Annotated in this window: 14 protein-coding genes; all 14 read left to right on the forward strand. The window is 47.7% G+C overall.

Features of this window, described 5'->3' with window-relative positions; all coding sequences use genetic code 11:
- Positions 1-38: 38 nt before the first annotated feature.
- The 14 genes from AKG09_RS04140 (at position 39) to AKG09_RS04205 (ending at position 12,051) form a co-directional block, all read left to right on the forward strand.
- Positions 39-1,667, forward strand: a complete 1,629-nt coding sequence (locus AKG09_RS04140; protein ID WP_054618220.1) for a nitrogen regulation protein NR(II) — start codon at positions 39-41, stop codon at positions 1,665-1,667.
- Positions 1,654-3,429, forward strand: coding sequence for a sigma-54 dependent transcriptional regulator (locus tag AKG09_RS04145; RefSeq protein ID WP_054618221.1), 1,776 nt, complete (start codon positions 1,654-1,656; stop codon positions 3,427-3,429). The genes AKG09_RS04140 and AKG09_RS04145 overlap by 14 nt, the downstream gene beginning before the upstream one ends.
- A 210-nt stretch (positions 3,430-3,639) precedes the next feature.
- Entirely contained in the window at positions 3,640-4,398 is a 759-nt protein-coding gene (locus tag AKG09_RS04150) for a class I SAM-dependent methyltransferase (RefSeq protein WP_054618222.1), read from the forward strand.
- A gap of 5 nt (positions 4,399-4,403) precedes the next feature.
- Positions 4,404-4,682 (forward strand): hypothetical protein, encoded by a 279-nt coding sequence (locus AKG09_RS04155; RefSeq protein WP_054618333.1) that lies wholly within the window; start codon positions 4,404-4,406, stop codon positions 4,680-4,682.
- Between the two features lie 638 nt (positions 4,683-5,320).
- On the forward strand, positions 5,321-5,689 hold the full coding sequence (locus tag AKG09_RS04160) for an NADH-quinone oxidoreductase subunit A (RefSeq protein WP_054618223.1): 369 nt from the start codon (positions 5,321-5,323) through the stop codon (positions 5,687-5,689).
- A complete protein-coding gene (locus AKG09_RS04165; RefSeq protein WP_009115715.1) occupies positions 5,680-6,159 on the forward strand; it encodes an NADH-quinone oxidoreductase subunit B family protein in 480 nt (159 codons plus the stop codon). Before AKG09_RS04160 ends, AKG09_RS04165 begins: the two co-directional genes overlap by 10 nt.
- A gap of 9 nt (positions 6,160-6,168) precedes the next feature.
- The gene (locus AKG09_RS04170) at positions 6,169-6,756 is read left to right on the forward strand and encodes an NADH-quinone oxidoreductase subunit C (protein WP_009115716.1); all 588 of its coding nucleotides are present in this window, start codon (positions 6,169-6,171) and stop codon (positions 6,754-6,756) included.
- Entirely contained in the window at positions 6,749-8,005 is a 1,257-nt protein-coding gene (gene nuoD, locus AKG09_RS04175) for an NADH dehydrogenase (quinone) subunit D (protein ID WP_054618224.1), read from the forward strand. The genes AKG09_RS04170 and nuoD overlap by 8 nt, the downstream gene beginning before the upstream one ends.
- Positions 8,005-8,478, forward strand: coding sequence for an NADH-quinone oxidoreductase subunit NuoE (gene nuoE / locus AKG09_RS04180; RefSeq protein WP_054618225.1), 474 nt, complete (start codon positions 8,005-8,007; stop codon positions 8,476-8,478). The genes nuoD and nuoE overlap by 1 nt, the downstream gene beginning before the upstream one ends.
- Before the next feature lie 65 nt (positions 8,479-8,543).
- Complete coding sequence (locus tag AKG09_RS04185; RefSeq protein ID WP_054618226.1) at positions 8,544-8,774, forward strand: hypothetical protein; 231 nt, start codon at positions 8,544-8,546, stop codon at positions 8,772-8,774.
- 177 nt (positions 8,775-8,951) lie between these two features.
- Positions 8,952-9,347, forward strand: coding sequence for a GFA family protein (locus AKG09_RS04190; protein ID WP_054618227.1), 396 nt, complete (start codon positions 8,952-8,954; stop codon positions 9,345-9,347).
- 73 nt (positions 9,348-9,420) lie between these two features.
- Positions 9,421-9,738: a cupin gene (locus AKG09_RS04195; RefSeq protein WP_054618228.1), complete on the forward strand. Its 318-nt coding sequence runs from the start codon at positions 9,421-9,423 to the stop codon at positions 9,736-9,738.
- A gap of 308 nt (positions 9,739-10,046) precedes the next feature.
- On the forward strand, positions 10,047-11,342 hold the full coding sequence (gene nuoF, locus AKG09_RS04200) for an NADH-quinone oxidoreductase subunit NuoF (RefSeq protein WP_054618229.1): 1,296 nt from the start codon (positions 10,047-10,049) through the stop codon (positions 11,340-11,342).
- Between the two features lie 178 nt (positions 11,343-11,520).
- A complete protein-coding gene (locus tag AKG09_RS04205) occupies positions 11,521-12,051 on the forward strand; it encodes a DUF411 domain-containing protein (RefSeq protein WP_009115723.1) in 531 nt (176 codons plus the stop codon).
- Positions 12,052-12,208: the final 157 nt, after the last annotated feature.

Raw genomic sequence — 12,208 nt, forward strand, 5'->3', positions numbered from 1 at the left:
GAGCAACCGTGATAATAAATTAATAGAGAATACTAAATATGAGTTACGCAAAAGCGCAGCTGTATTCCCGCAGAGACTGGGAGCAACAGATGGGACGCTTGCCGGTGTTAATCAATCTGGCAAGGGTAACCATCATTATTTCTTTGCTGGTTTTCCAGATAGGTTCGGATTACCTTTATATGGATACCGGCAAAATAGGTAGTTTGTTTAAGCCGGTCGAGTTTTATACATGGGCGGCCATCTATGGCGGCATTGTGATTCTCACATTATTCAAGCCGGAGTGGCAGCGCCAGAACATGACCTTGCCTAATGCGGCGGCAGTAGCGGATATTTCCATGATTATGCTGCTGGTGTACATGACGGGCGGTATCGGAATGGGCTTTGGCGCCTTAGTGCTCCCGTTTGTGGCAACGTCCTGTTTGCTCAGCTATGGTCGCTATCCAATGCTTTACGCCTCTTATGCTACGCTGCTGATTATTTTCTGCCTGCTTTTGAGCGACCATATGATTTTCAACATCATAGACAAAAAATGGAACGGAACGGATTTTCGCCCGTTTATCATAGGTTTGTTTTTGATAGGTGCAAGTTATCTGGTAGCCGGATTAACTTCTCTCTCGGTCAACCGGCTTAAAGCGGCAACCGATTCCGCAGATAAACACAAACAGGCGTTTAACCGGGTAAGCGGATTGAATAAATTAGTGTTGAACCGAGTGCAGGAAGCTGTTGTGGTGCTGGACATGGAACAACGCATCTGGCTGTTCAATGCACAAGCAAAAACTTACTTTCCGAGCTTGGCAATCGATAACCAAGAAACCATTTTCAGCGATCTGATTCGCCAATGGCAGCATGCTCCCGAAAAAAGTTTTGAAACCGATATCCACTTGCATCAGCACTCTATGCGTGTGCGTGCGGTTCCTTTGGTGCAGAGTGATGAAAAAACCGAATTGCTGATGTTGTTTATCCGTTCATTGCGGGAAGTGGCGGCAGAAGCAATGGCAACAAAGCTCGCGTCGTTAGGGCAGCTTACCGCCAATCTGGCACATGAGATTCGCAATCCGATGTCGGCCATCCGTCATGCCAACGATTTGCTGCAAGAAAGCATGCAGGATCCTACCAATGCTAAATTGCATGATATTATAGACAGTAATATTCGCCGCATCGATAAGATGCTGGAAGATGTTACTTCGTTGAATAAGAAAGACAATATCAGCCGGGAAAAAATCAATTTGATGAAGTTCTGGTTGGCGTTTAAACAGGAATTCACATTAAATAACCCGGATGCCATTGGTAGCGTACGCATGACGATGGAAGGCAATAATCTGGCTGTGGTAGCCGATTCAATGCATTTGCAGCAAATTATGTGGAATTTGTGTAACAACGCGTGGCGCCACAGTAGAAAAGACAACCAAGCGATTACAGTATTGATCCGTCCTAGCGGGAAGATGCATATTTCAATTGTGGTGGCTGACAATGGTTCCGGAGTGGCGCCTGAAGTGCGCAACCGTTTGTTTGAGCCTTTCTTTACCACAGAGAAAACGGGTACCGGTTTAGGTCTTTATGTAGCGCGCGAGTTGGCCCATGCCAATTTGGGGCAATTGCATTACCATCCGGAAATGAACGGTTTTGAACTGATTTTACCGAGGGACGAGAGCAATGACGAAGCATAATTTGCAACAGCCTGTATTGGTTGTAGACGATGAAGCCGATATCCGTGATTTGATGGAAATGACCTTAATGAAAATGGGTTTGTCTGTCGATACCGCAGTCGGCGTGGTCGATGCTAAATCGAAACTGGATGATAAAGATTATTCGCTGGTGTTGACCGATATGCGTATGCCGGATGGCTCAGGTTTGGAAGTGGTGCAATACATCAATGAATTGATGTTGGATACCCCGGTGGCGGTCATCACTGCTTTTGGTAATGCCGATCAGGCTGTTGAGGCTTTAAAAGCAGGTGCGTTTGATTATCTGCAAAAACCGATTACATTGTCGCAACTTCGCTCATTGGTAAAATCGGCGGTAAAGGTAAATGAGCCGGTTGCCGCTGTTGCAGCACCGGCTCCTGCCTCCGCTCCCGCTCAGCCTGTTCCCCAACCTACCGCGCCGCAAGCAGCAAAACCAGCTCCGGCGGCTGCACGGCCTTTGTCACGCAATACGGATTTACCCGGCAGTCTGCCACGTACATCCGCGCCTTCTTCTGCAGGCCGCAAAGGCGTTTCCGGTGGGATAGATAAGCCTTCCGAGGTAACGCAGGGCATGAAATCGTTGCGTCAGCGCTTATTCAGCACCACTGAAACCAGAGCCGTTCAGCGTGAACGTGAAATGCAGCAAATCAGTGAGTTAAGCGGCGATCCAGATATGCCGCGCTTGTTGGGCGCCTCTCCGCAAATGGTGGAAGTTCGCCATTTAATCCGCAGATTGGCCGGCAGTGTTGTACCGGTTTATATTTCCGGTGAGTCCGGTAGCGGTAAAGAGCAAGCTGCTCGGAGCATTCATGAATTGTCGGCGCGTAGGGAACAGCCGTTTATTGCAGTGAACTGCGGTGCGATTCCTGAAAATCTTATGGAAAGTGAATTCTTCGGCTATAAAAAAGGCAGTTTCACCGGAGCAGACTCTGACCGTATGGGTTTTTTCCAGCATGCAAACGGAGGCACGCTTTTCTTGGATGAAGTGGCCGATTTGCCGCTGGGTATGCAAGTGAAGCTCCTACGTGCGATTCAGGAAAAAGCCGTCCGCCGGATTGGCGATGCGCAAGAAACAAAAGTGGATGTACGCATCATATGTGCTACCCACAAAAATCTGGAAACTTTAGTTGAAACAGGAGCTTTCAGACAGGACTTATACTACCGCTTGAATGTGGTTACTCTGCATATGCCGCCTTTGCGTGAAATGCGTGAAGACTTAGGCCCTTTGATTTTCCGATTGCTTAATAAATACCGGGTAGGGGAAACCGCTTATAAACTCAGCCCTAAAGCGCAGGATGCCTTGCTTTCATACAGTTATCCGGGTAATTTCCGTGAGTTGGAAAATATTTTGGAAAGAGCGGTGGCGCTGACTGTGGGCAACATCATCCAAGTAGATGATTTGCAGATTCATGCTCCCAGCGTGCGGCAGGAGTTGCCCGTACAAGAGGACAATAGTGAAGAGGCTGCTATTTTTAAATCTTTTTCCGGCGGAGATGTATCATCGGGTAGCCTGGGTTCGCAAGCAGGCGGTATGGCGGGTGCTTCGACGCATGAAATACGGCCCGAAATCCCTCTTTTTGTTACCGGGCAAACACAAATTCAGGATTACCTCGACGAAGTAGAACGCAGTATCATATTGCAGGCCTTGCAGGAAACGCGTTTCAACCGAACACAGGCTGCTAAACTTTTAGGTATCAGCTTCCGTTCGATGCGCTACCGTATGGAGCGATTGGCTATTGAATGAAATAAGATTGTGAGCGGCTATGCTGTAAAGCATAGCCGTTTGATTTATCTGCTTTTGAATTTTCACAGCACATATGCAAAGACAGGTAATGCTGCGGCATGATGAAGCTGCACGGTTATGTTGGGATTAAATGGTTTGATCATATTTTTCAGACAGGCATTTATTGATGCCTGTCTGAAAAGCTTTGATATTGAAAAAGGAAATAAAAGAATGATACCGGTGGTGTTTCGGGATGATGCCAGCGAATTACTGAGATTGCGGGTTGCCGATTTTGGATTGCAAAACTGCAGCGAGCCGCCGCAGGCAGGTCTGTATTTGTTGGGTGATGTAGATGGTATATCTTTGTGCAAGGTTGGTGAAAAAGGGTGGGTTAAAGTTGATTTCGTCAGTGGCGCAGCCCAATACAGGCGTACTAAAGGTGGTGGAGAGTTGATTGCAAAAGCGGTTAATCACACGGCTAAACCGATTGTGTGGGATGGTACGGGCGGTTTGGGACGGGATGCATTCGTGTTGGCGGCGTTGGGCTTGCAGGTTAGGGTATTTGAACAGAATCCGGTGGTTGCCTGCCTATTGGCCGACGGTTTGGCAAGAGCGGCCGAATCGGAAGAAATGGCGGAGATTACCGGGCGGATTACTTTATGCTTCGGTAATGCCATTGCGTTAATGCCCGAATTAGTCAAGCATCAAGGCAAGCCGGATGTGGTTTATCTTGACCCGATGTATCCGGAGCGTCAGAAATCTGCTGCCGTGAAAAAAGAAATGGCTTATTTTCATGATTTGGTCGGAATGGCAGATGATGAAGCGGCGTTACTTCGAGTTGCCCGAGAAACGGCTAAAAAACGTGTGGTGGTAAAGCGGCCGCGTTTGGGTAATTTTTTGAATCATGAAAAACCGGCCTACCAATATTCGGGAAAGAGTACACGCTTTGATGTATATTTGCCTTTTCAACCGGTTAACCAGCAGGAATAATGATTATGCCGAACCTTTATTTTTACAGCAGCTTATGCCCCGATACGCCGCCGTTTGATGCCGTTTTACAAGAATTGGGCTTAGAGTGTGAAGCTATTGATATTACGGAAAGCATGGCCAATTTGAAACGCTTTTTGCAAGTGCGCGACACAGCGGATGCTTATGCATCGCTCAGGGGAACTTTGTCGGTAGGTGTGCCGATGTTGATTACGGATGAGGGCGATTATGTGTTTACGCCTGATGAGCTGAAGGCTTGTTTTAGTAAGTATAGTCAATCAACTTGATTTTGATACAGAGCAAACAGTGCAGGTAGTACGGCGTTGTTGTGCCTCGCCTATTACCTGCACTGTTTGCAGCCGGCTGCCTTATTCGAAAAGTAACTTCCATAGCTATGGAATTCATTTAAACATTCATAAAATCAAATGTTTCTGAGTAATTGGTAAGTGCAAAAACAAGTACAAAATGCCTGTCTGAAAAAAGCATTTTTTCTTAAATTGCTAGCTATATTTCCAGATGGCGATAATTGAAACATTTAGCTAATTATTTTTTAGCTAAATTAAGCATAAAATTCCAAAAAATGAAAAAATAAGACTTTCTGGGCTTTAAGCTGGAAAGTTGCATATTTTTTACTCAAGTAATAAAGCAATGAAAGTTGGCGATGTGCTATGCATATTGAAAATATTAAGAAAAGTTAAATTGAATTAAATACAGTTTAAAATAAACACGCTTAAAAACGCTTAAAAAATAAGCAAAATAATTTCAGAAAAATATTTAATGAGAATCGTTATCATAAAGGTATTGAAATTATTGAACTTTTTCAAAAAAATCGGGAGTGTTTAACTTTTAATCACAAGCAAATTTGGCTACAATAACCTACATTTATTTTATCTATTTGTGCTTAACAAAACAGGTGTAAAAAACCATGTTAGCTAACTATTTTCCCGTTTTAATCTTTTTGATTGTTGGTTTGGCAGCGGGCATTTTGTTTTTGGTGCTGGGCAACGTGCTCGGCCCGAAACGCCATTACCATGAAAAAGATACGCCGTTTGAGTGTGGTTTCGAAGCATTTGAGAACGCCCGTATGAAATTTGACGTGCGTTATTACTTGGTGGCGATTCTGTTTATTTTGTTTGATTTGGAAGTGGCATTCATGATTCCGTGGGCCGTGGTGTTTAAAGACTTGATGGCGTCGCACGGGCAGTTTGCTTTCTGGTCGATGTTTGTGTTCATCGTGGTGCTCACGGTGGGCTTTATCTATGAATGGAAAAAAGGTGCGCTGGAATGGGAATAGAAGGCGTTTTGAATAAAGGCTTCGTAACCGCCAGCGCGGATACGGTGTTGAATTATGTGCGCACAGGTTCGTTGTGGCCGGTAACGTTCGGTTTGGCCTGCTGTGCGGTAGAAATGATGCAGGCGGGTGCTTCCCGTTATGATCTTGACCGCTTCGGTATTATTTTCCGTCCGTCTCCGCGCCAGTCCGACTTGATGATTGTGGCCGGTACGCTGTGCAACAAAATGGCACCCGCTTTGCGCCGCGTGTACGACCAAATGGCCGAGCCGCGCTGGGTGTTGTCGATGGGTTCTTGTGCCAACGGCGGCGGCTATTACCATTATTCCTATTCCGTGGTGCGCGGTTGCGACCGTATCGTACCTGTCGACGTGTATGTGCCGGGTTGCCCGCCGACTGCCGAAGCCCTGATTTACGGTTTGATTCAGCTGCAAGGCAAAATCAAACGCACTTACACCATTGCCCGCAACTAGGAGAACAAGATGCATGTAAACGATTTGTATCCGGTTGTCCAAAATGTGTTGGGCGACAAAGCAAGCAAGGTCATTCTCGCATTGGGCGAGATTACCGTTGAATGCCTGCCTGAAAATTATCTGAACGTAATGACTACGTTGCGCGACCATGCCGATCTGCATTTTGAATCGTTGGTGGATTTGTGCGGCGTGGATTACAGCACTTACAAAAACGAACCGTGGGAAGGCAAGCGCTTTGCCGTGGTCAGCCAACTGGTTTCCGTAAAAAACAACCAGCGCATCCGTGTGCGCGTATGGGCGGCCGAGGACGATTTCCCTGTGGTCGATTCCGTGGTGGACATTTACAACAGCGCCGATTGGTACGAGCGTGAAGCATTCGACCTGTTCGGTATCCTGTTCAACAACCACCCCGATTTGCGCCGTATCCTCACGGATTACGGTTTTGTCGGCCATCCGTTCCGCAAAGATTTCCCGATTTCCGGCTATGTTGAAATGCGTTACGACGAAGCCGAGAAACGCGTGATTTACCAACCTGTAACCATCGAGCCGCGCGAAATTACCCCGCGCATCGTCCGCGAGGAGAACTACGGTGGCTAATAAATTAAGAAACTACACCATCAACTTCGGCCCGCAGCACCCTGCCGCGCACGGCGTATTGCGTATGATTCTGGAGCTGGAAGGCGAAACCATCGTTCGCGCCGACCCGCATATCGGCCTACTTCACCGCGGTACTGAGAAACTGGCCGAAACCCGTACCTATCTGCAAGCCCTGCCTTATATGGACCGCTTGGACTACGTTTCCATGATGGTCAACGAACAAGCCTATTGTTTGGCGGTAGAAAAACTGACCGGTGTCGAAGTACCGATCCGCGCCCAATACATCCGCGTGATGTTTGCCGAAGTTACCCGCATTCTGAACCATCTGATGGGTATCGGTTCGCACGCGCTCGATATCGGCGCGATGACCGTATTCCTGTATGCCTTCCGCGAACGTGAAGAGCTGATGGACTTATACGAAGCCGTATCCGGTGCGCGTATGCACGCGGCCTACTTCCGTCCGGGCGGCGTGTACCGCGATTTGCCCGATTTCATGCCTAAGTATGAATCCAGCAAATTCCGCAATGCCAAAGTGTTGAAAAAGCTGAACGAATCGCGCGAAGGCACGATGCTCGACTTTATCGAAGCCTTTACCGAACGCTTCCCCTCTTGCGTGGATGAATACGAAAGCCTGCTTACCGACAACCGTATTTGGAAGCAGCGTACCGTCGGCATCGGCGTGGTTTCTCCCGAGCGCGCGCTGCAAAAAGGCTTTACCGGCGTGATGCTTCGCGGTTCAGGCGTGGAGTGGGATATCCGCAAAAAAGCACCGTACGATGCCTATGCCAATGTTGATTTCGACATTCCCGTCGGCGTAAACGGCGACTGTTACGATCGTTACCTCTGCCGTATCAACGAAATGCGCGAATCCAACCGCATCATCAAGCAATGCGTGCAATGGCTCAAAGCCAACCCCGGCCCCGTGATTGTCGAAAACCACAAAGTCGCGCCGCCCAAACGCACTGAAATGAAAATAGGCATGGAAGACTTGATCCACCATTTCAAACTGTTTACCGAAGGCATGCACGTGCCCGAAGGTGAAACCTATACTGCCGTCGAGCACCCCAAAGGCGAGTTCGGCATTTACATGATTTCAGACGGCGCCAACAAACCCTACCGCCTGAAAATCCGCGCACCCGGCTTCGCCCATCTGCAAGGCATGGACGAAATGGCACGCGGCCACATGTTGGCCGACGTGGTGGCCATCATCGGTACGCAAGACATCGTATTCGGGGAGGTAGACCGATAATGTTATCCGCAGAATCTTTAAAACAAATCGACGTCGAGCTGGCGAAATATCCGGCCGACCAACGCCGTTCCGCCATCATGGGTGCATTGCGTATCGCCCAAGTAGAAAAACGCTGGCTGACGCCCGAACTCATTGAATTCGTTGCCAATTATGTCGGCATCGCACCGGCTGCCGCCTACGAAGTGGCCACTTTCTACAATATGTACGACCTGCATCCGGTAGGCAAATACAAGCTGACCGTCTGCACCAACCTGCCTTGCGCCCTGCGCGGCGGAGTGAATGCCGCCGAATACCTGAAACAGAAACTCGGCATCGGCTTTGGCGAAACCACTTCAGACGGCCTCTATACCTTAATGGAAGGCGAGTGCATGGGCGCATGCGGCGATGCCCCCGTGATGCTGGTGAACAACCACAAAATGTGCAGCTTTATGACCGAAGAAGCGATTGAGCAAAAATTGGCGGAATTGCAGTAAGGGCTGCTGTAAATCGGGTTTTTAAAATTAATAATTAATCTTTGCCGTGAATCAAGGAGTTAAAAATGAGTCAGTATTGTGCTCAATGCCAAGAAGAAATTGAAGATGATGAATTTGATTTTGAGCAAAATATTTGTAATGACTGTATGGATATAAATGAAGAATATCCTCCCATACCACAAGGAACGAAATGTGATAATTGTGGTAGCCCAACTGCAGAATATTATGGTGGAGATGATGTCCTGTGTGAGACATGTCATGACGATTATGTTGATGGTTATCGTGAGCGAGATTAGCAAGAGTAAGCCGTAGTAAACATAGGTTGGGTCTTAATCCAATAAAATCGTTACAGCCCGTCTTAAACGTTTGTAAATCCAAACGGCAAAATTTCAGTGGATAGCTTGGCTTGAAAACCCAACAAAGAATGAAAGGCTACCTGAAAGGCCGTCTGAAAACAAAGAAAGGAAGCAAAAATGGAAGCCAAATGTTTGTGTGGTGCCGTATCCATAAAAGTTGAAGCTGACCGCAAGCTGCACGCCTGCCATTGCGGCAAATGCCGTACTTGGGGTAGTGGTGCAAGTTTTACCTTAACGGCCAAAAAACCTGAAATCAGTGGCAGCGAACATATCGGCCGCTACCGCTCGTCCGAATGGGCGGAACGCTGCTTCTGTAATCAATGCGGTACGCATTTGTTCGTGCAGGTGGGCGACGATTATTACATCAATGCGGGATTATTTGCCGATAACGCCGGTTTTGAGTTGGAAAGCCAAATTTTTATCGACTGCAAGGCACCTTATTACGAGTTGGCTGACGATACGCCCAAACTGACCGAGCATGAGTTTTTGGCCATGATTGGCGCGGAAAAATAACGAGCAGTTGTAGGTTGGGTCTTGACCCAACAAAATCGTTAAAAGCCGTCTGAAAACACCAAAAGGAAAACGCATGAGCCACCAAATTATCCGCAGTGCCGAATTTACCGCCGAACGCGCATGGAGTGCTTTGGATATTGCCAATATGAACGGCACAACCGTGCGCCTGCATTGGACCGACCGACCCTACAAATGGCACATTAACGACGGCGAAGAAGTGTTTGCCGTGATGAGCGGCACGGTGGATATGCACTACCGCGAACACGGGCAGGAGCAAGTGGTGTGCTTGCAGGCCGGCGATATTTTCTTTGCCGGCATTGGCACGGAGCACGTTGCCCACCCGCAAGGAGAGGCACGGATTTTAGTGGTGGAAAAAGAGGGTAGTGTATAAGCAGGCCGTCTGAAAAAACAGGTTGTAGGTCGGATTCTTGAGTCCGACATCAACAAGGTTTTAACTCGGACAAACTGTCGGATTCAAGAATCCGACCTACAAAACGTTAAAGGTGTTCGAATCCAATACGGCGAAGCATTTTAAACACTTTAAAAAACGCTTTTCAGACGGCCTCAAGGCTACCTGAAAGGCCGTCTGAAAAATTTTTCAGACAGGCATAACAAAACAAACAATAAGTACATACGCACAACAGCAGTTGGGCGGTAAAGTAAAAAGATTGAAGAAGTTAACCGATTAGGGCTAAGCAAATGGCTATTTTCCAATCAGGCGTGATTTTTGAGAACGTCGATACCCATAATCCGAGCTGCTGGAAGCTGGACGAATACGTTAAGCGCGGCGGTTATCAGGCTTTGCGCAAAATCCTGACTGAAAACATGTCGCAAGACGATGTGATTTCAGAAGTAAAAACTTCGGGTTTGCGCGGCCGTGGCGGTGCGGGCTTTCCCACCGGTTTGAAATGGAGCTTTATGCCCCGTTCTTTCCCTGGTGCGAAATACGTTGTCTGCAACACCGACGAAGGCGAACCCGGCACATTCAAAGACCGCGACATTATCAACTTCAACCCGCATTCTTTGATTGAGGGCATGATTATTGCCGGTTACGCGATGGGTGCCGAAGCGGGTTACAACTATATCCACGGCGAAATCTTCGAAGGTTATCAACGCTTTGAAGCCGCTTTGCAGGAAGCACGCGATGCGGGCTTTTTAGGCAAAAACATCATGGGCACGGACTTTTCATTCGAGCTGTTTGCCCATCATGGTTACGGCGCATATATCTGCGGCGAAGAAACCGCCTTGCTGGAATCGCTGGAAGGCAAAAAAGGCCAACCGCGCTTCAAACCGCCTTTCCCCGCTTCATACGGCCTGTACGGAAAACCCACCACCATCAACAACACCGAAACCTTTGCTTCGGTGCCGTTCATTATCCGTGACGGCGGACAGACTTTTGCCGACAAAGGCATCGAAAACGCAGGCGGCACCAAGCTGTTTTCTATTTCCGGCCACGTTGAACGCCCCGGCAACTACGAAGTGCCGTTAGGCACGCCGTTTGCCAAACTGCTGGAAATGGCCGGCGGCATGAAAGACGGCAAAAAACTCAAAGCCGTGATTCCCGGCGGTTCGTCTGCGCCCGTACTGCCCGGCGAAGTAATGATGACCTTGAACATGGACTACGATTCCATCGCCAAAGCAGGCTCCATGCTCGGTTCGGGCGCGGTGATTGTGATGGACGAAGACGTATGTATGGTGAAAGCGCTGGAGCGTTTGAGCTATTTCTACTACGAAGAATCATGCGGCCAATGTACCCCGTGCCGCGAAGGTACCGGCTGGCTGTACCGTGTAGTCCACCGCATTGCCGAAGGAAAAGGCCGCCCCGAAGATTTGGATTTGCTGGATTCGGTCGGCAACAATATGGCAGGCCGCACCATTTGCGCCTTGGCCGATGCCGCCGTGTTCCCCGTGCGCAGCTTCACCAAGCACTTCCGCCATGAGTTTGAACACTATATCGAGCATGGCAAACCGGCTAAAGAGCATAAGTGGTGTTAGTAAAAGCCGGCTGGTTGGAAAGTAGTGCCTTTTCAATAATAAGGTTGGTTTTTTTCATTGATTGATTCAGTTTGGTTTTTATAAAACTTCAATGTGAAAATGTTGGTTGATTATAGTCAAAATATTTCTCTCGAATTGGTCTAATTGGCTGCTTAAATTTTAATTTGAGGATGAGATTGTGAAAAAAATAAAATTCTTTTCTAAGCAAACAGCTTGGGTTTTTACTGTATCTGTTGCTGTTTCAGCAGTGGTATTTGGCTTGGTGTCCGAGTCTAATCATCGGCAACAAATGGATTACGCAGATTTGGCGGATAAGGATTTGCTTTCACATCAACATAAAGTGGAGGTGTGGAAGGATCCCAATTGCGGTTGTTGTACTGAATGGGTTAAGCATATGGAGGATAACGGCTTCCAAGTGGTTGTACACAATACTGGTAATCGTGAAGCGAGAGATGAGTTAGGGATGCCGCAAAAATATGGGGCGTGCCATACAGCCAAAGTAGATGGTTATGTTATAGAAGGACATACACCTGCAACGGATATTCGCCGTTTGCTCAAAGAAAAACCAGAGGCTTTGGGTTTGGCAACACCTGGTATGCCGTTGGGTTCTCCTGGTATGGATGGAGAAATGTATCAAAATCGGAAGCATCCTTATGATGTGTTATTGGTCGCTAAAAACGGGAGTAATCAAATTTATCAATCTTACTAATATGTAAGAGAAGGTTGGGTTATTAATTCCAGTAAGAGTAGGTTGGGTTGTAAAACCCAACACAAATATCAGGCCGTCTGAAACATTGGGTTTAAAACCCAATCTACTTACATGATTGATTCCCTTTCAATCAGGCAGAATTTGCCTTGAAGCTTTA

The sequence above is a fragment of the Neisseria sp. 83E34 genome (assembly GCF_001308015.1).
Lineage (GTDB): Bacteria > Pseudomonadota > Gammaproteobacteria > Burkholderiales > Neisseriaceae > Neisseria.